Genomic DNA, 22,791 nt, shown 5'->3' with positions numbered 1-22,791 from the left:
GAGGCCCGGCCCGGCGACCGGTCTACCCACAAGAACAGAGCAAAGTGATTTGAAATTCGTTATTGCTGCATCACAGGGGGAATTTCTTTTTTTTTTCAAGCAGAAGACGGCATACGAGATGCTCAGGAGTCTCGTGGGCTCGGAGATGTGTATAAGAGACATAGTAGCATGCTATAATAAAAATCGCTATCAAAGTATTGCAGCAAAGGACTTTATTTCTATTGCGCAGCAATATTGGAATCATTGAAAAGGGGGATTTGAGATGAGTAAATTAAATAAGTATTCTTTGGCCGAGAAAACTGCAGATGTATTGTTAAATATGATTTACTGCAATAACTATGGAATAGGTTCAAAGCTTCCCAATGAGCACGAACTTGCTGGAGAATTGGAGGTGGGACGAAACACGCTGAGGGATGCAATCAAAATACTGGTTTCCAAAAATATCTTAGAGGTTCGAAAAGGATCCGGCACTTTTGTATCAAAGCGTATGTTAATAAGTGATGATCCTCTCGGATTATCTCAGATTTATGATAAGAAAAAAATGTCTGAGGATTTAATACAGCTGCGCATTTTAATCGAACCAAAGATGGCTGCTTTAGCTGCTCAGAACGCTTCTGCGAAAGAACGCCGGGAATTATCAGAGCTTTGTGATGAGATGGAACTCCTATTCAGTGAAAAGAAATCCTATCTCCTTAAAGATTTAGAATTTCATTCTCTTATAGCGGCCAGCAGCAAAAATCTTGTAGTCAGTAACATTATCCCATCTATACATCAGGCCCTGCTGCTGCAGCATAGCATGCCTAAAGAGCTGTTGGGGGCCAAAACCATCGCAGTGCATCGTAATATAGCCAATGCAGTCAATCATGCTAAGTCCAGCGATGCCTATGACAGTATGTTAATGCACCTAATGCAGAACAGCGAACGCATTGAAAGATAAACATTAGAACAGATTTGTCCTGTTTAATCAATAACAAGGGAAAAGCTGTTCTTTTTTTAACGGCAATATTGCAGGCACACAAAGGCTACATTACAATTCTTATAAACAAATAAAAGGGGGTTGTACTCATGAATAGCTACGATGTAGTAGTGATTGGAGCCGGAGTTGTAGGATGTGCGATCGCAAGAGAGCTTTCCAGATATAAGCTTCGAATATGTGTACTTGAAAAAGAGCCTGATGTTGCATATGGTAATTCAAGCCGCAATACAGGCATGCTGCATGCCGGTTTTACTTATAAACCCGGCTCTTTAAAAGCAGTTTGTGCAGTAGAAGGAAATCGTGAGTTTGATCAGGTTGCACGGGAACTAGACGTTCCTTTTAGGCGAAGCGGAAAAGTTGTCGTTGGTTTTACCGATACTGATTACACCAATATATTAAAATACAAGTCAATCGGTGAAGTAAACGGCGTAGATGGCCTGGAAATCATCGATAAGAAGAAGCTGAACCAAATTGAGCCAAATGCCCGTGGTGAATTTGCAATGTATAGTCCTATGTCAGGAATTTTAGATCCAATACAGTACACAATAGCTCTCGCCGAAAATGCACAGCAAAATGGAGTGCATTTTTGCTTCAATCGCGAGGTGCTGGGCTTAAAAACAGATACCAGCCAATATCATATTACAACAAATAACGGCATGGTAACCTCACGGTGGGTAATCAACAGTGCCGGAATGTACAGCACAAAAATCTCGGATATGCTAGGTATTACCGGCTATGTCACAAGAGGCTTCAAGGGTGAATATTACGTGCTCGACAAAAAAGCCGGTATTGGGTTAAGGACCCCTGTGTATCCGGCTCCTAATGAAAAGGGAGGGTTTGCCACACATGCAACAATTACTATTGATGGTAATGTATTGGTGGGACCAGACTCTTATATGACAGAAGGAAGAGAGGATTATTCCACTACCAGAGAACATCTTGCAGGTCTTGTTAAAGATAGTTCACAAATGTTTGATAAAGTCCGTCCCGAATTTTTTATTAAAACATTTGCCGGTATCCGCTGGAAATTAGTTGATCCGGACACCGGAGAAGTGCAGGATTTTGTTTTGGAGCGCAGGGAAGACGCCCCTCATGCAATTAATCTCGTAGGTATAGAATCTCCTGGTATAACATGTGCGCTTCCTCTTGCAAGACGTGTAGTCCAAAAGATGCAGGAAGTTGATTCATTAATTTCCAATCCCGACTTTTGCCCTTATCGGAAAGGAATCACAAGATTCTCTGAGTTATCTCTGGAAGAGAAAGAAAAACTTGTCCAAGATAACCCTCTATACGGTGAAATAGTCTGCAGATGTGAATCAGTAACAAAGGCCGAGATTCTTCAGGCTATACATAATCCTTTGGGTGCGCACACTGTAGCGAGCATCAAAAACCGTACACGTGCAACCATGGGGCGCTGTCAGGGTGGCTACTGCGAGACGAGAATCACCAAAATGATACAGGAAGAGCTAAACATACCTGAAAAAGAAATTCTATACCAGCATAAAGATTCATACATGTTTGTGGGAAAGGTAAGGGGATAATCATATGCGAAAGAAAGATGTTATTATAATCGGCGGCGGACCTGCAGGACTTGCCGCTGCTATAAAACTATATGATGAGGGCATCCGGGACATTTTGATTATTGAGCGCGAGAAGTATTTGGGCGGCATTTTACGTCAATGTATTCATGATGGATTCGGTCTCACTCGTTTCAAAGTGACCTTGAGCGGACCGGAGTATGCTCAACGTTTTATTGATGAATTACAGCAACGGAATATCAAATATGTGACAGATACTACTGTTATCAATCTTTCACATGAAAAAGTAGTAACTGCCACTTCCTCCAGAGGAATCATGCAATATAAAGCAAAGGCTGTTATATTAGCCATGGGCTGCAGAGAAAGGACAAGGCATGCCCTAAGCATTCCCGGCACACGTCCGTCAGGCATTTATACTGCCGGCGTTGCACAATCATATGTGAACCTCCAAAATAAAATGCCCGGAAAAGAGGTTATTATTTTAGGCTCGGGTGATATCGGCATGATTATGGCGCGCCGCATGACCTTAGAGGGTGCACATGTAAAAGGCGTCTTTGAAATACAGCCTTATCCCAATGGCTTACCCCGAAATATTGAACAATGTCTAAATGACTATGGAATTCCACTCCATCTAAGTCATACTGTTGTAGATATCATCGGCACTTCACGTCTGGAAGGCGTTGTAATCGCAGAGGTGGATGAAAACTTCACACCTATTCCTGGAACTGAAGTAACCCATTCTTGTGATACATTAATTTTATCCGTCGGATTAATTCCGGAAAATGAATTATCACTGGCAGCAGGTGTAACCCTGGATCCAAGGACAAAGGGTGCTTTAGTTGACGAATCATATCAGACAAATGTCCATGGTATATTCGCCGCGGGCAACGTACTTCATGTGCACGACTTAGTTGACTTTGTTTCTCTTGAGGGAGAGCGCTTAGCTCAATCTGTGGCGGCATATGTCAGACACCAGTGTACTTTCCCCATTCAAGCAGTTCCAATTGTCACAGATAAGCTAATTGGTTATACCGTGCCGCAAAATATTTCTGCAGACCATGACTTCCTATTATCTCTTCGAGTCCGACAGCCTCTCAGAGACTGTAGCATAGCGATATGCAGCGAAGAAATGTTAATTAAAAAAATACATCTGAAAAAGGCACTGCCTGCAGAAATGATTCAAATACCAGTGAATAAAAGTAAACTTCATAACATCACACAGCTGGAGGTGAAGGTACTATGTTAAAAGAATTAACCTGTATCATGTGCCCTGTCGGCTGTGATCTTGAAATAAAAATAACAGACGGAAAAATTATAGACATAACCGGAAATAGCTGCCCAAAAGGCCGGGATTATGCCTGTCAGGAGATAACAAGTCCCATGCGGAACATTGCCACCTCAGTTTTAGTAAACGGCGGAGACCAGCCCCTGGTAAGTGTCCGCCTGGATCAGCCAATTGAGAAGGACCAGATTTTCAAAGTTATGAGTAAAATCAAAAAAGTACAGGTGAACGCTCCTGTTAAAATCGGTTCTGTACTTATCGAAGATATAGCAAGTACTGGCAGCAATATTATCGCAACAAAGAACATTCAAAAAGGGGAAATTTATGAAGATCATAAAGGAAGGTAATGTTTCAGCATTATTAAAAGAAATAAAAATACCAAAAATGTTTCATGCCCGTCAACTTTTTGAGCAGGATAAAATAATATCAAAAGACATTCCTTCTGTTGTATGGAAGGAAATGGGACAGCGCCCGTTTGCCGATAAAATAAAGCCAGGCATGCATATTGCCATTACCGCCGGCAGCCGGGGCATTGCAAATATTTCTATAATTACAAAGTCAATTGTAGATTTTGTAAAAAGTAAAGGAGCAATTCCATTTATTGTTCCTTCCATGGGAAGTCATGGCGGGGCCACTGCCAGGGGACAGGTGGATGTCTTAGCCGGCTATGGTATTACAGAAACTTCCATGGGATGCGAAATACGTTCGTCCATGTTGACTGTAGAATTGGGATCTTCTGAAAGAGGGATCCCTGTTGCCTTTGATAAAAACGCCTTTGAGGCAGATGGCATTATTGTATCCTGCCGCTTAAAACCACATAATGCATTCCGCGGCAACTATGAAAGCGGCCCCTGCAAGATGATGACTGTAGGATTGGGTAAACAGGTGGGAGCCGAAAGGGTACACGGAGACGGCATGGATGTGATCAGTCAAAATATTCCGGATATGGCAAAGGTTGTTCTTGATAAAGCACCTATTCTATTTGCAATTCCCTGTATAGAAAATGCCTACGATGAAACCTGTAGAATAGAAGCAATTTTACCGGAGAAGATAATGGAACGAGAACCTGAACTTCTTAAATATGCATTTTCAAAAATGCCAAGGCTTATCGTTGGAAAATGTGATGTACTCATTGTTGACGAAATCGGAAAAAACTACAGTGGAACTGGGGTTGACCCTAACATCACAGGCACCTTTTCGACGGAATACGCCAGTGGGGGAATTGATGTACAGCGAACATGTATGTTAAACTTGAGTGAAGAGTCCCACGGAAACGCACTGGGGGTAGGACTTGCAAGTGCCATAACAAAGAAATTATTTGACCAGATAGATGCAGATGTAATGTATCCAAACTGTATCACCAGCACTGTACTGGCCTCTGCACGAATCCCCTGTGTAGCCTCCAATGACAGGGAGGCCATTCAGTTATGTATCAAAACCTGCGTAGGGATTAACAAAGAGCAGGTGCAAATAGTAAGGATTCCAAATAGTCTTCACATTGGAGATATTATGCTATCTGAAAAATATTATAAAGATGTTTCTGAAGGAAAATATCCTAACCTCAAGGCTATAGATAAACCTGAAGAATTATTATTTGACAACAATGGAAACTTAATATCTTGACTATAGCTTACTCTTTCCATAAATACTGTAAGAAAATCAAAAGATTCCGCCTGTTACCCTATGGATTTCAAGCGGAATCTTAACATATTAAACAGCACTTTTTCATCATTTCTCATCGAAGACTCAAATCAATCCCATTTCAACCAGCACCTCGTGTAGTTTTTCTTTTTCTTCCGGCTTTAACTCTGCTATTGGTTCCAGACATTTTCCTACAGGAATTCCTTCTTGAACCAGCCCTTCTTTTATTACCGCCGGAAAGGTGCCCATACTACATGCAATACGAAGCGGCGCTAATACAAACTGTGCATCAAGAGCACCTTTCAAATCCCCACTCGTATATTTATCATATATATCTGCGGTAATTCTGGGTGCAACATTCGCACAAGATGCAACGGCACCTGTCGCTCCATAGCAAAGAGCAGCATAAATCAACGTATCTCTCCCCATCAGAACAGAAAAATCTTTTCCTCTGGTGAGCCTAATATATTCTGCTGTATTTGTCATGTCACCCGTACTGTCCTTTACAGCGACAATATTATCAATATCTGCCAGCCTTGCAACTGTTGCAGGGCTAATCGTAATATTGGTCTTCGGACAATTATTATACAAGACAATCGGAAGTGTAGTGTTGGCTGCAATTGTAGAAAAATAATCATATAGCTCTTCTTGGGTCTGTGAAATAAACATTGGTGTCAAAACAGATACTGCATCAACGCCTACCTCTTCACAAATTTTGATTAACTCAATAACCCCTCTTGTAGTAATATGGTTAGCTCCTCCGTAGATTGGCACCCGGCCTGCAGCCTCCTCTTTAACAGTTTCAAGAATTTTTCTGTATGTTTCATTATTAAATGCATAGAATTCACCGGTCGTTCCTACTGGAAAAAGACCATGTACACCATTTTCAATCAGATGGTTAACCAACTGCCTTAACACTGGAAAGTTTACCTCTCCGTCATCCTTTAGTGGTGTGATAATTGGTGGGATTATTCCTTTTGGTATAAAGTTCATTTTATTTTCTCCTTTTTGATTTTCTTCCGATTTTATTTTATAGAATTAAGGAGAAAAAAACTACTGACGAAACGTCTAACAATAGCACTTGCTTTTTGTCCCTATACACAATATTTCAAATGCTGAATTTTATATTTCATTTTATTGCAATACCCCATTTTTTCTTGTACTTCTCTCATTCCGTCCATCCCTCGGCGAAACATTCTTGTGCACCATTTAAATTATATATTTCAAAATTTGAAAAATTATTACATTGTCACAAATCTTATCCTGCAAAAGCATCAATTTATGACATATAAAGTTTATTCTCGCTTCTCACTTATATTTTGCCTCAACTCCATATTTTTTCATCTTACGCCACAAGGTAGTTGTGCTAATCCCCAATTCTTCTGCCACCAGATTTCTATTTCCTCGATACTTTTCTAACAACTCACTCAATTTTACAGCTTCAGGAGATTTATATATAACTACTTTTTCTTCGCCTCCGATTTCACTGATATATGGATACAATTCACTGTATAAATTTTGTATTCTTACCTCATCAATGCTGCGTTTGTCTGCAGTAATGACCAGCCTTTCACAGAAAGTTTTAAGTTGAATTAAATTTCCTTGCCATAATAACTGGTTTATTTTATCTTTCCCCCCGTGGGTAAGCACTAAGTATTTATTATATTTTTGACAATATTCCTTAAAAAATTTTTTAAAATAATACCGCAAATCTTCCTTTCGCTGACTTAAAGACGGAATTTCCAGTGTTAATCCTTGAATCAAATAGAATAGTTCTTCACTAAATTTACCTTCTTTAACCAAACAGTATAAGTTTGTTTTTGAACTGACCATGACCCGCACATTTACATTGTCAATGGATTGCATGTCTGTCTTTGTAATCTGCCAGGATGACATAACTCGTACCATCTGCTGCTGAACTCTCAAAGTTAAATCTTCAATTCCTTTAATAAAGACAGTTCCGTGATTTGCTTTAATAAATGCTCCTTTCATCCTGGTTTGTACATCAGTCAGCCCATATTCTCCGCCAAAAAGAACTTCCAATTGCTTGTCTTTGTCAACGCCGCTCATATTTATACTTACAAAGGGCCCTGATTTTCTCTCACTGCTATTATGAATGGCCTCTGCAATTACATGACTTTCCGTACCCGTTTCACTGTAGATTAATATAGGGCTATCTGACAGCGCATATTCTTTTGCCTGCTCCAGCACTTTTTCCATTTGTTCATTTTCAGTGTAAACATTATGAAAAGTGGCCTGTGCAGTAAAACCTCGCAAAATCATTTCGTCTTGTGCATGTTTCTTTTTTTGAACCAGATCATTCACCTTGTGAAGGGAAATAATCGCACCTGTTATTTTATCATCGTATTGGATAGGTGCCACAAGTAATATCCATGATTGGCTCCTTATATCCACGGATATAGTATAATTTTCTCTCTTTCCATGTAGTATATCCCAAATTGCTCCCATATCAAACTCGGGAAAAATTTCCGAAATCGAAGTTCCAATAACTTGTTCTGCTGTTTTCCCAATTAGGTTCTCTATAGGTTTGTTCACTACAATTAACTTTCCGTCTGTATTAATTTTTATGATTCCATTAAACGACGCATCTAATATTGTTTCGATCTGCGCTGTATTTTGTTTCTCAGATTCTGCAGCATATGCCATCTTTTTTGCTGAATGCAGTGCCTCCGAAATGGACTCCTCGGTGGAACGATAAAAAAGTGTCGGATACCCCATTTTTTCAGCTTCCTCACATGTGATTCTGCCTCCTATAATAATATCCGGTTTCTTTTCTGACATGGCATATAAAGCTTTTGCATTATCTTCTGTACGTCCCAGGGACTCTGTTAATAGTTTTACATCAAATAGATCTTCCATATAGGACATATCACACAGCATATTTTCAAATGCGATTATCCCTATCCTCGGATGTTCTTTCTTAGTGATTTCTTTTGCTTTCTTTATTAACAATCCGATCTCCTGAGCATGCAGACGGATCTCAACGATTGGAATATTTGTATATTGCTTAATCAGCTTTGCCTGATATCCCCGGGCAACAATAATATGCACGCCTGCATCAATCGCCATACGGGCCTCATTCACCGCATCTACAGTTTGTATTACTCTCATGTATTCTACTTCAAGTTCCTGCTCCTTAACAATCTTTTTTGCAATTACCAGCATTTCTTCATAAGGAACTAAGAGTCCTATCTTAACCATTGGTACCTCCTGTAATGTAATCTATACAATATCCAACTGCATTTTCGTTCCGGGTGCGGGATAAGCCTTATTTAAGTCTGCCAGATCTTCCTTTGATAATGTAACTCCCTGTACCGCCGTATTTTCCAGAACATGTTCTTTCTTCCCGCTTCTGGGGATTGCAATCATATGTTCATTTTGCAAGACAAAAGCCAGGAGAAGCTGCATTACCGTTATGCCATGTTTTTCAGCTATCTTGAGGAGAATCGGATTACGCTGCATTTCTTTGCGCAGGTTTCCGCCCTGGGCAAGCGGACAGTATGCCATTAAGGATACATTATGCTGTACCATCCAGGGGAGCAGATCATACTCAACTCCTCTTGAACCCAGGTGATATAATACCTGGTTCACTACACAGTGATTTCCGTTTGGCACAGACCACAGCTCCTCCATGTCATCTGTGTCAAAATTAGATACACCCCAGCTTTTAATCTTTCCCTGTTGTACAAATTCTTCCATACATTCGACAGTTTCTCTCAGAGGAATACTTCCGCGCCAATGTAATAGATACAAATCCAGGTGGTCTGTCCCCAGATGTTCCAGCGTCTGGTCCAGGCTCCTGCTAATCTTTCCTCTTCCGGCATTATGAGGATATACCTTGGACACCAGATAAAGCTTTTCCCTGTCAAAAGGCTTAATTGCTTCACCTATTAACACTTCCGATTTGCCGTTCCCGTACATTTCCGCCGTATCTATGAGAGTCACACCTGCTTTTATTCCTGCCTGCAGTGCATCTATTTCCTGTTCTCTTGTCTTCTGCTTTTCCCCTAGAAACCATGTGCCCATGCCTAATCTTGGAATTGTATCACCATTTTTCAACTTAATAAACTTCGTCATTTTATTCCTCCAAACTAGTATAAAATCAAAGTGCTATCCAGTATCGCTCTAAATTTACTTTTCTTTCCGACTCAAACGCCGTAGCGTCATAAATCCCTTCGTTTGCAAGTATAACTTTTCGACTTCCTTCATTATCATCACGACAAGTGATCAATACCTTATTTAACCCCAGGTTTTTGCAATACGGCAGGCAGTCATGCAGCATCTTTGTTGCATAACCTTGTTTTCGTTCTGATGGCCTTATTGAGTATCCGATATTTCCGCCAAATTTTTTCAGATATTCATTAAAGTAATGCCTGACCTGTATCATTCCCACCAGCTTGTCATCCGGCTTCCTGACATACAAAAACTGCGTAGATTGTACCCAATTAGCAGGTACTGTCTCTTTATGAGATAAAGCCTCGACTTGATCAAGCCATTCTTGTGGGTCCTGCGTACGCGAAAGAGAACCCGTACCATCCATAGAACTGCCGGCATCCAGAAACTCCTGCCGATATGAGAAGATTTGTTCCAAATAACTGTTTCCTGGCTTTTCCAAATATAGTAATTCCACTCGTATATCACCTCCTCAGAGCTTTATAGTGATATAATACCGTAATATAGCTGCAGCAGCAACTTTTTATATGATTTTATTTTTGAAAACGACAGTCACAAAAGCCTTGTTCCGCACTAATATTGACAAGAACAAAAAAATAAGCCAAAATTACGAATATAGCAAGATTGCGAAAGCATTAAGAAAAGAGGGTTTGAAATGTTAATGATAAGAAATGTGGAAGTCTATGCACCGGAGCGGGCAGGCCACAGAGACATCCTGATATGCAATGAGAAAATTGAATGGATAGAGAAACGCATAGAAAATATACCCGCCAGATGCCGGGTAATTGAAGGGGAGGGACTGATTCTTACTCCGGGACTGGTTGACCAGCATGTTCATGTGACAGGCGGAGGCGGTGAGGGAAGTTTTCATACACGTACACCGGAACTCATGCTTTCCGAATTGATTGAAGGCGGAGTCACTACTGTCATGGGGCTTCTCGGAACAGACGGGCTGACACGGAGCGTGGAGAATCTGTATGCCAAGGTGGCCTCTCTCAATGAAGAAGGTGCCAGTGCTTACATGCTTACAGGGGCCTACGGATATCCCAGCCCTACGATTACGGGGGAAGATCAGAAAGATATCCTGTTCATTCGGGAAGTACTGGGATTGAAGCTGGCGATTTCTGATCACCGGGCCCCCAATGTGAATCCGGATGAATTGATACAGGCTGCAAGCCGCACACGAGTTGCCGGAATGCTGAGCGGAAAACCCGGGATTATAGTGCTCCACATGGGGGATGCACCCTCCGGGCTGCAGCCGGTCTTTGAAGCACTGGATAAAAGTGCGGTCCCAACAGGAATCTTCCGGCCTACACATGTGAATCGCAATCCGGCACTGCTGGAGGAAGGATACCGTTTTCTGGAAATGGGAGGTTCTATAGATTTCACCTGCGGTATATCCGAAGAAAGACGCCCCGGTGACTGTATTCTCGAAGTAATAAAGAGACATCTCCCGTCAGACCGTATCACAATCAGCTCAGACGGACATGGGAGCTGGTCCCGTTACGCAGCCGACGGCAGTCTTCTGGAAATCGGTGTGTCCGGTGTGGACGGACTTTTACGGGAACTGCAGTATATGGTACGGGAACTTAACATGCCATTGGAGAAAGCACTTCCCTTTATGACCTGCAACGTGGCACGAGCTCTGGGACTTTATCCTAAGAAGGGATGCATCAGAGAAGGTGCAGATGCGGATCTGCTGCTGCTTGACAGCAGGATGAACCTTCACACGGTCATCGCCAGAGGCGGGGGCATGATGGAAAAGGGACACCTTGTAAAAAAAGGAACTTATGAAAAGTAGAAAAAAGGAAAAGGGGAATTGCCGCAGGACAGGCCAGTATACCTTCGGCGGAATCTGTTTGGATGCCAGATGTTCCATGAGGGATGCCCGGTCGTCCACCAGGAATGGGAAGAACATCGGGCAGGCGTCATCCGGGAGTTCCGGGAAAACAGATCTGACTGCGGAATTTTCCGGCAGGTGTGCAAGAAGATATTCGTAATTCTCCCGCCGCTTTTCAGACGCCTCCTTCAGTGGATAATGTCTGATGGTATAGAGGGAGGCCTCATCCCCCTCCTGCATATCAAAAATACCCCGGAGCATAAATTCTGCTTTCCAGAAGGCATCAGCACTTTCCTTATTCAGGCTTTCGTCACCGGACTTTTCATATTCCTGTCGTGTTTTCAGAGCATGGTCCCTGATTGTTAAGTGTTCGTCATCAGCAGGCAGCGGATTTACTTTGAACTTTCCTTTTCTCTTAAACGCCAGTCCGCCGGAGGTAACCCCCATCCATTTTCGGAGACTGACTGCCACATAGTCCGTTTCAGGGCACGCACCTTCAGGAGAAAAAGCAGTATGTGTAGTATCCTGCATGACGGTCACCCCCTGGGCACGGCACTTTTTAACAAAGTCCAGATTGAACGTAGAATAGCCATAATAACCGCAGATAAGCAGGAAACTGATTTCACCCATCAGACTTTCATCAAACAATGGAATGAGATGCTCGTCCACATCATAATAATAAACCTTGTAGCCTGCTTTTACAAAGCATCCGCTGACTGTCTCACATGTATAGGCGGGCAGATAGGCAGTTCTTTTTGTGTCCTCCGTCATACTGTCCTGAAGGCAGAGATAGATGGCACAGCGGCCGGACATCAAATGCCGTACATCACCGGCGTCTGGACATACCAGATCAATGTAGCTGTTTTCTTCCGGCTGTGTTTCTTCATAGGGGAAAAATCCTCCGATTTCCATAAATTAAAACCTCCTTTTTCATCTCCCCAATGAAATCTGCCACAAAACAAAATAGATGGATTCACTTTTATAGGGGAAATATTTTACTACATAAAACTATGAAAATATTTTACAAAAAAATAGCCAAAAAGTAAAGCAGGACCCTGCTGATAGAAAAGGAATGCAGATTATAGGCACGACATCACCGTCCAAGTTTGATCGAACATATTGAGTAGATAAGGGTTGTCAAAATGAACATAATTGTTATATTATATTTGTACGACATTAAGAGAGAACAGAGCTGAAATATCAAAAAGGAGGTATAAAGAATGTATCTTAATAAAATGACAACAGCACAGGCGAAGGAAGCCTTTACAACGGACCCGGTCATTGTAATTCCTGTGGGTAGTACCGAACAGCACGGGGTGAAACGGTTCGCAGTATTAAACGGCCACGGCGGAAATACACCGTCCATCGACAGGGCGGCACTGGAGGTCTATCACAAAGGCGGCATCTGTGCAAGCATTGACTGGTGGAGTCTGGTAGCAGAATTGGACGACAAGTTTAAAGGCGGTCACGGTGACCTCCTGGAAACATCCGCCATGATGGCAGTGGACCCTGATGCAGTGCATCTTGAACTTGGACAGCCCATGAACCCTCAGGACCCGTCAGAAAATGTAAAGGCCGCATATATCCAGGCAGTCAATTACAAGGGCGGTACGGTACGCCTCGTAAGAGATACAAAAGAGATTGCTCCAAGCGGCTGGTTTGGTCCCTGCGATCCCAAAGACTCCACAAAAGAGCTGGGACAGGAAGCACTCGATCTGTCTGTAGAATTCATCAAAGGATTCCTTGAAGAGATGAAAGGATTTAGCTGCTAGTCAAATGGAAATGCAAGCATTTCCAACTTTTTCATAATCCAATCGCGCAGTACCACTGCATTATTTTCTTCTTCATTCTTTGTCCCAAATAAAAATGTAACACAGTCTGTTTCTAACCATTTTCTGCATCCATCCACAAATAGACCTGATTCAGGATTGCCTTCCAGCTCGTCCATATATAGCTGCTTAAACTGTGCATATGTGATTTTTCCCCCATGAAACTGATTTCGAAGTACCTGGGAGGGGGCAATTTCTTTATGCCAGTATTCGATTTGCGCTTTTTCTTTTGAAACACCTCTGGGCCACAGGCGATCTACAAGAATACGGTGTCCGTCAGAGACGTCAGCAGGCAGATAAATTCGTTTTAACCGGATGACATATTCCATAAACTATTCTCCTTCTCCTGAAACAAGCAGATTATTCTTTCTCAAATATTCCAATATGCTATTTTCATCACGCTTTTCACCTTCTGTTACCTTCAGCCACACTTTCCTTGAAATACATTTTTCGCACATGAGCAGTATATCATCTGCATGAAGTATTTCATGCTCTATATGAATTTCTCCCCGAAGCTTAAAAGACTCCAAAAGTGTAATATATTTACTTAAATCCTTTAAATCCCTTATTTCTATCAGATATTGCTCCATAAAACCATCCCACTTTTCTTGTTTATAATCCTATTATATGTTAGTATGCTTTTATAAAACAGGGTTTTATTTAATCAAAAAGTGTGTTTTTTACATATTCGAGGTGTTTATGAAAGATACTAAGCTGATTCATCCTTTAACAACAGTAAAACAGAGCTCTGATCATGGGACAGATACTGCCTATTCAATTTCTCCTAAGGAGCTGCTTCAGAATAGCTTCAACACACTGAAGGATCATTATTTTATACATGATATCCAGAACCTGGCTCAGAATTTTCCGCCGGATGAAAGCATATATATTCTGGGGCATGCAGTAACTGAGGATTTTCCAAAGCACAATCACGACTACTTTGAATTAACTTATGTTGCTGAGGGAAATGTCTTCAATATTATCGACGGCAATGAACTGTACATGAACACCGGAGACGTTTCACTTATTTCTCCCCAGGCTGTTCATGAGCTGCACTGCATCAATCCTGATACAGTGCTGATTAATATTTGTATCAAGCCGGCTTTGTTAAAAGGTACTCTCGAAAAATTTTCTAAGAGCAGCTCCCCTATTTCGGAACTTCTTACGGGCAGAACGGAAAATAAATTTATGTTCTTTTCTATTGGATATTCCAAAGAAGTTCCTCTTTATATCGGAAATATGATTCATGAATATTCAAAAGCTGACTTTAACCAGACCTTTTCCCTAGAAGCCTGGCTGCTTCTCCTTCTGGACCTTCTTGCAAACTGCAGCCACTACAGTTACACCGGGGTAGATGAAAAAACTCTGCACATACTGCAGTACATCCAGAAAAATTGCCTGGAGCACTCTCTTGCGGTCATGGCAGAACAGCTTGGATATAACCCCAATTATCTCGCCGGATATCTAAAAAAGAGAACCGGAATAAATTATCGTGAAATTGTAAAAGAAGCCAGGCTAAAAGCTGCCTTGAGTATGCTTTCTGAAACCACTATGTCCGTATATGACATTTCTGAAGCCTGCGGATATAACAGCCCCAGCCACTTTTTCAAAATATTTAAGGAATACTTCCAAACTACCCCTAAAAAATACAGGGACCACTATTTAGGTTCTATTCATTGATAACTTTGTCAGCCAGATTCAAGAAAGCCCGGACTGCAGCTTCTATTTTTTCGTCCGGTGTATATTCTTCTTTTGTGTGAGAAAGGCCTTTCTCGGACATGGCAAACATCATAACTGTAGGTACTTGTTTCGCCACTTCCACCGCATCATGCAGGGGACCAGAGTACATAGTTGTCGGCTCTCCTGTTTCTTCCTCTACTGCTTCCTTGCACAACTTTATTAGATGGTCATCAAACAGCTGTGGGGGAAATGTACAGATTTTGCTCCATTTAACGCTTACGCCCTGATCACTTGCTGCCTTGTGGGCAGCCTGCTTTGCTTCCTCCAGCATTTTTTGCAGATCGTCCGAATCAATCGTCCGCTGATCCAGTGAAATTACACACTTACCCGGTACAATCGTCACAACACAGGGTTCAACTTTTATCTGTCCAACCGTACAGACCGCAGCATATTTCAGTGCAATCTCTTTAAAGGCAAGAGATGCCTGCGCTGCTGCCAGAAATGCATCCTGGCGCATTCTTGTGGGAAATGAACCTGCATGTGAAGCTTGTCCGGTAAATTCAATATTATGGCGCTCTACACCTGCCGCCCCATACACACAGGATACAACTTTATTCGCTTTCTCCAATACAGGTCCCTGTTCTATGTGAAGCTCAAGATAGCTTTTCAGATTATATTCCTTCATCTGCTCTTTTGCATTCAGCATTTCCAGTGGTTCTACATTATACTCCCTGAGTGCATCTTCAAACTTTACTCCGTTTACATCTGTTTTGCCCATCAGCTCATTGACATTAAGAGAACCACTTGCCGCTGAAGATCCAAGACAACTGTATCCAAACCTTGCTCCCTCTTCGTCTGCCCAGTTTACTGCATAAATAGTTTTCTTCGGTTTAGAATCACCCTCTGCATATCTTCTCAACACCTCTAAGCCTGCAATAGCACCCAATGCCCCATCAAGGGGGCCTCCGTTTGGAACACAATCCAAATGACTTCCCGCTGCGATTGCTTCATCGGTCTCCCCTTCAAACTTTGCCCACTGATTGCCGGCCGCATCTGTAAAAACTTCAGCTCCTGCTGCTTCTGCTTTATTCTTAAACCAATCTCTTGTTTTCTGCCAGACCGGTGTCCATGCAACCCTATGAGCGCCGTTTTCATCGGCAGTAAAGCCCGCCAGCTCTTTTAAATCCTCAACTACTCTCTTTGCACCATCATTTACATTATAATTCATAACAATCCCTCTTTACTTTTTTAATGCTTTTATATTTATTTTAGCATGAATTTCCTGAAAAAGCAGTAGAATTAAGCTTGTTCGTTGTTATGACAACAGATTCTTTTAATTAGGCGTAGTATATTTAGTATAAAAGATGAAGAACATATAAATGTAGATTCCCATGAGAGGAGATTTTGAAATGTCTTATGTCAAAAACATAAACCATGAAGAAAGGCTGCATCTGGCAGATCAGGTTGCTGTCCAGCCGGGCCAGGTCGTCAGTAAAACCCTTGCCCAGAATAAACATGTAAGTATTACTCTTTTTGCATTTTCCAAAGGTGAGGAAATCGGGACCCACGATTCCACCGGTGATGCCATGGTACTTGTGCTGGATGGAACTGGGCAGTTTACGGTAGACGACACAGAATATGTGCTTGAAACAGGTGACACCCTGATTATGCCGGCCAATAAACCCCATGCAGTATTTGCAAAGGAAGACTTTAAGATGTTGCTTACAGTTGTTTTCCCGTCCGAACAATAGTTTGAAAAAGATGGAGAGCCTGCGGGAAATCATCATTCATTCATGAAATGATATTTCTCACAGGCCCTTCCTCTATATTTATAAAAATCTGGTTCAATTATTTCACTTTGCCCTGTGCTGCAACAGCTCTCATTTTAGCTTCGATAGCATCTCGATCGCCCAGATAGAACTTCTTCTGCATTTTCCCTTCATCCGTAAACTCATAGACAAGAGGGATCCCGGTAGGAACATTGACCTTTGTGATTTCTTCCTCACTGAGCTGTTCAAAGTACATAATCAGCGCCCGCAGGGAATTTCCATGAGCTGCAATGATGACTCGTTTTCCGGCATTCATCTGCGGAAGAATCTCCTGCTCATAGTAAGGAATCACACGTGCAATCGTATCCTTGAGACTCTCTGTAAGAGGGAGCTGGCCAGCGTCAATTCCACGATACGGCTCCTGCAAGGCGGGATTGCGCTCATCATCCGGTTCCAGGGCAGGTGGCTGTATATCAAAAGACCTGCGCCAGATATGTACCTGTTCTTCACCATATTTTTGTGCGGTTTCTGCCTTATTTAGTCCCTGAAGGGCCCCGTAGTGCCGCTCATTTAGCTTCCAGCTTTTAATAACCGGCAGATCCGTCCTCCCCATCTCTTCAAGGGCAAGCTGCAGCGTATGAATTGCACGCTGTAAGTAAGAGGTATAGGCAACATCAAAGTCATAACCCTCTTCCTTCAAAACCTTCCCCGCACTTTTTGCCTCTTCTATCCCTTTGGGAGATAAATCCACATCCTTCCAGCCTGTAAAACGATTCTCCAGATTCCATTCACTCTCTCCGTGTCGGAGCAATACTAAAGTTTTCATAAGTACACCAACCTTTCACTTATTAGAGTTCCTCACTTTTTTGATTATACCCCATTTTCAACTGTATCCCCTTTATATTTTTCGTACCCCAATTCCATATTTTTATATAGCTGAAATCCCGTCAACACACCGGTCTTAAAATAGACTTCATCATGAAGTGTCGCAAATTCATTCACAGCCTCAAACAAGTTATCATCATCTCTGTTTACCTCTGTATATAATTCTTCGAGTCTGGCAAAAAGCAGTTCATAGGAATGATTGATTTTATTCTCACATTCCTCTGCTGTCTCCCCTAAATAATCAGAATCATAGATTAAATACGAAATAAGATTATCCAGTTCTGCCCTTTTTAAAATATCCCTTATCTCATCCATTTTGTTGCCTCCTCATATAATCGCTTCGTTTTGTTTACACTCATTATATGATACTTCCAAAATGCAATCAATCAGTTTGTAACAGAATATACAGTTGTTTCGCACTTAATATCCAAAAAAAGAATCCAGTCCCCCGGCAATTCCTTTTGCAATCTTCTCCTGATACTCTGAGGTCTGCATTAGCATATCCTCTTCCGGGTTAGTCATATAGCCTACTTCCACAATTGTTACCGGAACCTTACTCCAATTGTTCCCACTCATGGAGTCTGTTTCCATTACACCATCATTTTCGCTGCCGGTTGCTTCACATAGCTTATTAATAATACAATCTGACAGCTGCCTGCTGGCTATGTATAGTTTCGGTACATAGGGACTTTGTGGGGTGGTACAGATTGTCATCGCTCCTTTAGCTTGTAGTTCTTCCGATCCATTTGCATGGATTCTGACAAATGCATCAGCCTTTGCATTGTTAGCGGTTTCTGCACGCTGGACACAACTGACAGGAACATCATTGTTTTCCCGGGTTATCCATACCGTGTAACCTCTGTTTTCCAGTTCTTTTTTTAAAATAGCAGAGATTTCCAGGGTCAGCTCATATTCCGGTGTTCCGGTACTGACTCCGCTTGTCCCAATTGTATCTGCAGGCTTAAGCTCAGAAGAACCCGGTCCTACCGGTTCGTTCCCCTCCGGAAGAACAGCAGAGTGCCCCGGATCCAGGACTATAATCTTTTGTTCTCCTTTTATATCTTCGGGAGCCGGCTCCTCAGTCAGTGCTGCCTGCTCTTTCTGGGACTTTTGTTTTTCTTGAATCTTTTCTCTAGCTTCTCGCTGCTCTTTTTCCGCCTGTGCTATCTTGTGCTGCTCCTCCTGCGATTTGCCTGAACACCCTGCCAGAACTAATCCTGTACACAAAACCAAAAATACCCTTTTCAATGCCATCATTTACCGTCTCCCACATTCCGCTGAGGTGTAACGCTATTCTAATTTATACCCGCCGCTTGATTTCTTATATTCCACCTTCTTCAGTAGTTCAGAGTTCTTCTTTTCTATATCAGATAAGACCTTTACACCATATTCCGTATCGAAGTCTTTTCCCTCGTATTTTCCTTTATACCAGCTTTTGCTTTCAAAATGATCCTGCAGTTCTTTGGAACTAAATTTCCTGCCGTGTCTCGCATAAATTTCGTTTCTTGCATAATTCAAGTCCCTGGCAGATAATTTCTTTATATCGGATTCTTTTAACAGTTTCGTATTACTGTCTGGGAGTATATAATCTTCTGATTCTTTATCTTCAGTTGCTTCCTCACCATCTGTCTCATCCTCTGGGGCCTCCCTGGCAGTAACTGTTATGCTGTCCGCTATTTTCAGTTCAACTTCTTTCGGTTGAATAGCCTTAAGCTCCGCTGTCTTTACGGTTTCCCCATTATCTCGGGGTGTTCCGCCTCCGGCGGCAGACACTAAAACACTCCCCACAATTAAGGTGAGAACAATCAGCACGGGCAGCACACCCGCCAAAATTTTAAGTATATATTTTTCTCTTGTCTTGTCCATACCTGCGTCCTTGTTATTAAATATTAGTCTGCTTTCCACTTTTCAACTACAGAATCTCCGAGCTTTTGAACATCAAGGATTACTGCTCCCAGTTCTCTGGCCGCAACATCTGTATCCCCGCCCGGAAGAAACTCAATAGCAGAAGAGGCGATCCGGCCATTTCCAATATGCGTCAATTCATCTGATGTATGTTTTGTCATGATCCGGATGGAAAAGCTTGGCTTCATCGCATATAGAAGCAACAGTACTATATAAACCAACAGCACAATGAGCGTGGCAAATATGCCGGTCCTCGTGCGAAATGGGTTGCCTGCGGCACAGCTAATTATCAGGACAATCGCTCCAATAATAAACCCAAGCAAAAAGTCCCATGTCCGAAAACTCACTCCATTCGAAACAGAAATTCCTTCCACCTCGTCAATTGCAAATTCCGTATGACTTATTGCTTTTTTATTCCAGCAACAGCCGCTTAAATGAAAAATGATTCTCTTGTTTGTTATCTGAATCCTGCCCTCCTGCCACAATCTGCATATTCTGGAGCGGGCATTGCAGATATGATACTGTTTGATAGGAACTTCCTTCTCACAAAGTGCAGCTAAATTAGGAGTACCCTTTTCCCCAGCTGCCTTTTCCATTTGTTGTCGGCATTGACAGATTTCACCTTCTGCCAAAGGTCTTCCACATTGGTTACAAAACTTAGCCATTTTTATTCTCCCCTTTTGTTACAACACACTTTCAATATTCATAGATGCAAGTTTATATGTTTTCCCATCATATCCAAAAGAAGCACTCATATAGGAATCCCCTGTACCGCTCTCTTCTGTATCATATGTATAATCTCCCCACAATTGATAAGAGTTCGTATATTTTATCTCATATGCAAACGTCAGCTTTGCGCTTGGCATACCCGGGTAAGCGGAATCATTATATAGTTCACAATTAAAATCTGTAAAGGTCACCTGATTAAGTGTATTCGTTTCATCATCATGCATTCCCTCAACAAGGCTGCTATATTCCTTCTTACAGGCGTCCTTATATTCCTTCAGGAATACGTCCGAAACTTCTGAGAAATCTTTTTTCTCAATTGCCGCTTTATAGACCCTTTCCAGTGCTTCCTGCATCTTTGCCTGTACGGCATTTTTTCCCTCTTCCGTTAATTTAAGATCAGCTGCTGTAAAATTCTTCCCCTGCACTGCATAAAAATCTGTCTCATATAATTCAAACCACGGTGCTGCCTCCTGCAGCCTGTGGTTCCCTGTAAACAGTGTGACATAATAGCTGTCCATTCCGTCTGCCTTGCTTTTTCCTTTTTCGGAATCTGTCAGGGCTATCCCGTCCACTGCCGCAGACGCTCCAGCGGGTATGTTTATGCAAAAATCTTTTGCCACCTGCCCGTCCGAAGTTACTTTCCATGTGCCCAACAAAGCGTTTCCTTTCTGTTTCTTCAAATTTAACTCCAGAGTATCAGACTCGGCATCCTTGGACGTATATTCTACTGTAAAATTTTTTTGTGTGTTAATGTCAGCCTTTTTTCCCTTTTTAATCTTAAACTTCATGATTTTCGGTATTTCGGAACTTCTCATAGCCTGGATAAATCGGGTTTTTTGGAGAAACTTTCCGTGAGAATAGGCCGTCATATCATATACTTTAGACCAATTTTCTTCCGAGTATGCCTGTAAATAACGCTTTGCAACAGCTTCGGGGGTATTTCTAACAGCGGCTGCCCCAAACAGAATCACAATCACCAGAGCCAGACAGACCAATTCTGCAAGCACCACAATCTGCAGCCCGGTCCATCCTTTTATCTTTTCTTTATAATCTCTCGGTTTTCTGTCTGATCTCCCCCGATCAGGCTTATCCCTGCCTGGTTCTTGTTTGCCTTTCTGCTGATCCAGGCGTACAGTGACTCTTTCCAGTTCTGTTCCACAATGTTCACAGAATTTAGCATCATCTTCATTTTCCATGCCACAGTTTGGGCAAAACATCATACTACTATACCTCTCTTTCAGGCTTTTAATATTAAAATAATACCACAAACTCGCTCTTCTGAACACCTTCCGGAAAAAATTCTCAGTTATTTCTTCATCCGCCCCAGTTTTTTTCTGTAAATCCTGTGAAGTGATTCGTCCAGTCTTTCTTCCGTTATTGTATGATTGTTTACCGCATCCAGAACCGCCTGACGTGCAGCGAGAAAGTCCTGGGGCATCAGTATCATGTCACCGCCTGCCTGAATCACCATAACGGCCGCCCCTGCCGGATCGTAATAATTCACAATAGCCCCCATGCTCATAGAATCTGTTATTACGATTCCGTCATACCCGAGTTCATTTCTAAGGCAGCCGGTAATGATCTGTTCAGACAGCGAAGCCGGTGTATAATCTCCGGTTATAGTCGGTATAGAAATATGCCCTGCCATCACCATGTCTGCGTCTGCTTTAATGCCGGCCTTAAACGGCAGGAATTCTGTTCCCCGCAGCTCTTCGATAGTTTTATTCGAAACTGCAGCCTGTTCATGACTATCCTCAACTGTATCCCCATGACCCGGAAAATGTTTTAGTACCGCACTGACATCCTGCCCCTGCATTCCTTCCACCTCCCTGGCAACCATTTGAGATACCAGATTTGGATCATTTCCAAAAGACCTTGGTCCAATTACCTGATTCTCCGGGTTCACAGCCACATCTGCCACCGGAGCAAAATCCAAATTAAAGCCCAATTGTTTTAAATATCCGCCTATGGTGTTTCCTACCTCATAAGCCTTTTCCGGTTCAAGAGTATTTCCTATCTCCTGCATATTAGGAAATGTGGGTACTTGAATAGTTTCACTGTTGGCAATTCGTGCGACAAGTGGACCGCCTACCGGATAGGATTTCAATGCCTCTTTTGTCATATATTCTGCCAAGGCATATCCTTCAGAATTTTATCAATATCTAATTCACGCTTTTCCTCCTCTGTCAGTTCAGGTTCCTTTTCCGGCTCTTGTACATTCGATTCTGATTCATCCGGCTGCGAGGTTTTCCCATTCGACTGTTCATCAGAGTTCTCTTTTTCTGGCTTCTGTGTTTCTTTCCTGTCTGGACGTTTTTCATGCTCCTTAATAAGGAAGTATCCCCCTGCAAGCAGTGCAATCAAAAGTAAGGATATTGTAAGCCAAATTACCCATCCTTTTTTACTCTGATCATCTCGTCTACGTCCCATATGATCCTCCTTTCAAAATATTATGTATGATCTTATCCAAAGAAACAGAAAAGCGAACCTAAAACGTCCGCTTTTCATGATATATCCAAACGA

General features: G+C 42.1%; 24 protein-coding genes. 9 read left to right on the top strand and 15 right to left on the bottom strand.

The genetic code is table 11. The features are described 5' to 3' along the window. The first annotated feature begins 262 nt into the window (after positions 1-262). The 5 genes from BN3456_RS15465 (at position 263) to BN3456_RS15445 (ending at position 5,419) form a co-directional block, all read left to right on the top strand. Positions 263-937, top strand: a complete 675-nt coding sequence (locus BN3456_RS15465; protein WP_089985693.1) for a FadR/GntR family transcriptional regulator — start codon at positions 263-265, stop codon at positions 935-937. A gap of 128 nt (positions 938-1,065) precedes the next feature. Beyond that, the gene (locus tag BN3456_RS15460) at positions 1,066-2,517 is read left to right on the top strand and encodes an NAD(P)/FAD-dependent oxidoreductase (protein ID WP_089985692.1); all 1,452 of its coding nucleotides are present in this window, start codon (positions 1,066-1,068) and stop codon (positions 2,515-2,517) included. A gap of 4 nt (positions 2,518-2,521) precedes the next feature. After that, complete coding sequence (locus BN3456_RS15455; protein ID WP_089985690.1) at positions 2,522-3,760, top strand: NAD(P)/FAD-dependent oxidoreductase; 1,239 nt, start codon at positions 2,522-2,524, stop codon at positions 3,758-3,760. Further along, positions 3,754-4,143, top strand: coding sequence for a DUF1667 domain-containing protein (locus BN3456_RS15450; protein ID WP_089985689.1), 390 nt, complete (start codon positions 3,754-3,756; stop codon positions 4,141-4,143). Before BN3456_RS15455 ends, BN3456_RS15450 begins: the two co-directional genes overlap by 7 nt. Further along, positions 4,121-5,419 carry a DUF362 domain-containing protein gene (locus BN3456_RS15445; RefSeq protein WP_089985687.1) on the top strand — a complete coding sequence of 433 codons (1,299 nt, stop codon included), beginning with the start codon at positions 4,121-4,123 and terminating at the stop codon, positions 5,417-5,419. The genes BN3456_RS15450 and BN3456_RS15445 overlap by 23 nt, the downstream gene beginning before the upstream one ends. A 123-nt stretch (positions 5,420-5,542) precedes the next feature. On the opposite strand, the gene BN3456_RS15440 is transcribed toward BN3456_RS15445, so the two are convergent. The 4 genes from BN3456_RS15440 to BN3456_RS15425 form a co-directional block, all read right to left on the bottom strand. Next, entirely contained in the window at positions 5,543-6,430 is an 888-nt protein-coding gene (locus tag BN3456_RS15440; RefSeq protein WP_089985686.1) for a dihydrodipicolinate synthase family protein, read from the bottom strand. A 315-nt stretch (positions 6,431-6,745) separates the two neighbouring features. Next, complete coding sequence (locus BN3456_RS15435) at positions 6,746-8,659, bottom strand: sigma 54-interacting transcriptional regulator (RefSeq protein ID WP_089985684.1); 1,914 nt, start codon at positions 8,657-8,659, stop codon at positions 6,746-6,748. Positions 8,660-8,680: 21 nt separating this feature from the next. Continuing rightward, complete coding sequence (locus BN3456_RS15430) at positions 8,681-9,535, bottom strand: aldo/keto reductase (RefSeq protein ID WP_089985682.1); 855 nt, start codon at positions 9,533-9,535, stop codon at positions 8,681-8,683. Positions 9,536-9,560: 25 nt separating this feature from the next. Then, positions 9,561-10,088: a GNAT family N-acetyltransferase gene (locus tag BN3456_RS15425; protein ID WP_242862907.1), complete on the bottom strand. Its 528-nt coding sequence runs from the start codon at positions 10,086-10,088 to the stop codon at positions 9,561-9,563. A gap of 198 nt (positions 10,089-10,286) precedes the next feature. Between BN3456_RS15425 and iadA the strand changes: the two genes are divergently transcribed. Together iadA and BN3456_RS15410 are read left to right on the top strand one after the other, a co-directional pair. Beyond that, positions 10,287-11,432, top strand: coding sequence for a beta-aspartyl-peptidase (gene iadA / locus BN3456_RS15420; protein WP_089985680.1), 1,146 nt, complete (start codon positions 10,287-10,289; stop codon positions 11,430-11,432). Positions 11,433-12,691: 1,259 nt separating this feature from the next. Next, entirely contained in the window at positions 12,692-13,243 is a 552-nt protein-coding gene (locus tag BN3456_RS15410; RefSeq protein ID WP_089985678.1) for a creatininase family protein, read from the top strand. Here the strand turns inward: BN3456_RS15410 and BN3456_RS15405 are convergent. Next, positions 13,240-13,629, bottom strand: coding sequence for a DUF488 domain-containing protein (locus BN3456_RS15405; protein ID WP_089985676.1), 390 nt, complete (start codon positions 13,627-13,629; stop codon positions 13,240-13,242). The two genes, BN3456_RS15410 and BN3456_RS15405, sit on opposite strands and share 4 nt — an antisense overlap. A gap of 3 nt (positions 13,630-13,632) precedes the next feature. Further along, positions 13,633-13,890 carry a hypothetical protein gene (locus BN3456_RS15400; protein WP_089985674.1) on the bottom strand — a complete coding sequence of 86 codons (258 nt, stop codon included), beginning with the start codon at positions 13,888-13,890 and terminating at the stop codon, positions 13,633-13,635. Between the two features lie 109 nt (positions 13,891-13,999). Here BN3456_RS15400 and BN3456_RS15395 point away from each other — a divergent pair, with 109 nt between their 5' ends. Continuing rightward, positions 14,000-14,980 (top strand): AraC family transcriptional regulator, encoded by a 981-nt coding sequence (locus BN3456_RS15395; RefSeq protein ID WP_176699225.1) that lies wholly within the window; start codon positions 14,000-14,002, stop codon positions 14,978-14,980. Here BN3456_RS15395 and BN3456_RS15390 read toward each other — a convergent pair. Next, entirely contained in the window at positions 14,970-16,208 is a 1,239-nt protein-coding gene (locus tag BN3456_RS15390; RefSeq protein ID WP_089985670.1) for a Zn-dependent hydrolase, read from the bottom strand. The genes BN3456_RS15395 and BN3456_RS15390 overlap by 11 nt on opposite strands. A 181-nt stretch (positions 16,209-16,389) precedes the next feature. On the opposite strand from BN3456_RS15390, the gene BN3456_RS15385 reads away from it, so the two are divergent. Beyond that, the gene (locus tag BN3456_RS15385) at positions 16,390-16,731 is read left to right on the top strand and encodes a cupin domain-containing protein (protein WP_089985668.1); all 342 of its coding nucleotides are present in this window, start codon (positions 16,390-16,392) and stop codon (positions 16,729-16,731) included. A 97-nt stretch (positions 16,732-16,828) separates the two neighbouring features. Here the strand turns inward: BN3456_RS15385 and gpmA are convergent, their stop codons facing one another. The 8 genes from gpmA to BN3456_RS15345 all read right to left on the bottom strand — a co-directional run bounded on the left by gpmA (position 16,829) and on the right by BN3456_RS15345 (position 22,698). Further along, on the bottom strand, positions 16,829-17,575 hold the full coding sequence (gene gpmA, locus BN3456_RS15380) for a 2,3-diphosphoglycerate-dependent phosphoglycerate mutase (protein ID WP_089985666.1): 747 nt from the start codon (positions 17,573-17,575) through the stop codon (positions 16,829-16,831). A gap of 44 nt (positions 17,576-17,619) precedes the next feature. Beyond that, positions 17,620-17,949: a hypothetical protein gene (locus BN3456_RS15375; protein ID WP_089985664.1), complete on the bottom strand. Its 330-nt coding sequence runs from the start codon at positions 17,947-17,949 to the stop codon at positions 17,620-17,622. A 105-nt stretch (positions 17,950-18,054) separates the two neighbouring features. Next, a complete protein-coding gene (locus tag BN3456_RS15370) occupies positions 18,055-18,891 on the bottom strand; it encodes an N-acetylmuramoyl-L-alanine amidase family protein (protein WP_089985662.1) in 837 nt (278 codons plus the stop codon). 33 nt (positions 18,892-18,924) lie between these two features. Further along, positions 18,925-19,500, bottom strand: a complete 576-nt coding sequence (locus tag BN3456_RS15365; protein ID WP_089985660.1) for a YARHG domain-containing protein — start codon at positions 19,498-19,500, stop codon at positions 18,925-18,927. Between the two features lie 23 nt (positions 19,501-19,523). Further along, positions 19,524-20,204 (bottom strand): hypothetical protein, encoded by a 681-nt coding sequence (locus BN3456_RS15360; protein ID WP_141654529.1) that lies wholly within the window; start codon positions 20,202-20,204, stop codon positions 19,524-19,526. Between the two features lie 18 nt (positions 20,205-20,222). After that, complete coding sequence (locus BN3456_RS15355) at positions 20,223-21,488, bottom strand: zinc-ribbon domain-containing protein (protein ID WP_089985657.1); 1,266 nt, start codon at positions 21,486-21,488, stop codon at positions 20,223-20,225. Between the two features lie 86 nt (positions 21,489-21,574). After that, positions 21,575-22,402 carry a glycoside hydrolase family 3 protein gene (locus BN3456_RS15350; protein ID WP_089985655.1) on the bottom strand — a complete coding sequence of 276 codons (828 nt, stop codon included), beginning with the start codon at positions 22,400-22,402 and terminating at the stop codon, positions 21,575-21,577. Further along, a complete protein-coding gene (locus BN3456_RS15345; RefSeq protein WP_089985653.1) occupies positions 22,387-22,698 on the bottom strand; it encodes a hypothetical protein in 312 nt (103 codons plus the stop codon). Before BN3456_RS15345 ends, BN3456_RS15350 begins: the two co-directional genes overlap by 16 nt. Positions 22,699-22,791 lie beyond the last annotated feature (93 nt).

The organism is Clostridium sp. C105KSO13, assembly GCF_001517425.1.
GTDB lineage: Bacteria > Bacillota > Clostridia > Lachnospirales > Lachnospiraceae > Muricomes.
Note: the sequence above shows the minus strand (reverse complement) of the source record. Positions and strands in the feature narration are given on the sequence as shown.

What these genes read in the sequence shown, in the direction of transcription:
- BN3456_RS15355 (WP_089985657.1), bottom strand. Translation starts at nt 21,488, where the DNA reads ATGATGTTTTGCCCAAACTGTGGCATGGAAAATGAAGATGATGCTAAA.
- BN3456_RS15440 (WP_089985686.1), bottom strand. Translation starts at nt 6,430, where the DNA reads ATGAACTTTATACCAAAAGGAATAATCCCACCAATTATCACACCACTA.
- BN3456_RS15400 (WP_089985674.1), bottom strand. Translation starts at nt 13,890, where the DNA reads ATGGAGCAATATCTGATAGAAATAAGGGATTTAAAGGATTTAAGTAAA.
- BN3456_RS15460 (WP_089985692.1), top strand. Translation starts at nt 1,066, where the DNA reads ATGAATAGCTACGATGTAGTAGTGATTGGAGCCGGAGTTGTAGGATGT.
- BN3456_RS15395 (WP_176699225.1), top strand. Translation starts at nt 14,000, where the DNA reads ATGAAAGATACTAAGCTGATTCATCCTTTAACAACAGTAAAACAGAGC.
- BN3456_RS15435 (WP_089985684.1), bottom strand. Translation starts at nt 8,659, where the DNA reads ATGGTTAAGATAGGACTCTTAGTTCCTTATGAAGAAATGCTGGTAATT.
- BN3456_RS15390 (WP_089985670.1), bottom strand. Translation starts at nt 16,208, where the DNA reads ATGAATTATAATGTAAATGATGGTGCAAAGAGAGTAGTTGAGGATTTA.
- BN3456_RS15405 (WP_089985676.1), bottom strand. Translation starts at nt 13,629, where the DNA reads ATGGAATATGTCATCCGGTTAAAACGAATTTATCTGCCTGCTGACGTC.
- BN3456_RS15360 (WP_141654529.1), bottom strand. Translation starts at nt 20,204, where the DNA reads ATGGCTAAGTTTTGTAACCAATGTGGAAGACCTTTGGCAGAAGGTGAA.
- BN3456_RS15375 (WP_089985664.1), bottom strand. Translation starts at nt 17,949, where the DNA reads ATGGATGAGATAAGGGATATTTTAAAAAGGGCAGAACTGGATAATCTT.
- BN3456_RS15365 (WP_089985660.1), bottom strand. Translation starts at nt 19,500, where the DNA reads ATGGACAAGACAAGAGAAAAATATATACTTAAAATTTTGGCGGGTGTG.
- BN3456_RS15370 (WP_089985662.1), bottom strand. Translation starts at nt 18,891, where the DNA reads ATGATGGCATTGAAAAGGGTATTTTTGGTTTTGTGTACAGGATTAGTT.
- BN3456_RS15455 (WP_089985690.1), top strand. Translation starts at nt 2,522, where the DNA reads ATGCGAAAGAAAGATGTTATTATAATCGGCGGCGGACCTGCAGGACTT.
- iadA (WP_089985680.1), top strand. Translation starts at nt 10,287, where the DNA reads ATGTTAATGATAAGAAATGTGGAAGTCTATGCACCGGAGCGGGCAGGC.
- BN3456_RS15430 (WP_089985682.1), bottom strand. Translation starts at nt 9,535, where the DNA reads ATGACGAAGTTTATTAAGTTGAAAAATGGTGATACAATTCCAAGATTA.
- BN3456_RS15385 (WP_089985668.1), top strand. Translation starts at nt 16,390, where the DNA reads ATGTCTTATGTCAAAAACATAAACCATGAAGAAAGGCTGCATCTGGCA.
- BN3456_RS15450 (WP_089985689.1), top strand. Translation starts at nt 3,754, where the DNA reads ATGTTAAAAGAATTAACCTGTATCATGTGCCCTGTCGGCTGTGATCTT.
- BN3456_RS15345 (WP_089985653.1), bottom strand. Translation starts at nt 22,698, where the DNA reads ATGGGACGTAGACGAGATGATCAGAGTAAAAAAGGATGGGTAATTTGG.
- BN3456_RS15410 (WP_089985678.1), top strand. Translation starts at nt 12,692, where the DNA reads ATGTATCTTAATAAAATGACAACAGCACAGGCGAAGGAAGCCTTTACA.
- BN3456_RS15445 (WP_089985687.1), top strand. Translation starts at nt 4,121, where the DNA reads ATGAAGATCATAAAGGAAGGTAATGTTTCAGCATTATTAAAAGAAATA.
- gpmA (WP_089985666.1), bottom strand. Translation starts at nt 17,575, where the DNA reads ATGAAAACTTTAGTATTGCTCCGACACGGAGAGAGTGAATGGAATCTG.
- BN3456_RS15465 (WP_089985693.1), top strand. Translation starts at nt 263, where the DNA reads ATGAGTAAATTAAATAAGTATTCTTTGGCCGAGAAAACTGCAGATGTA.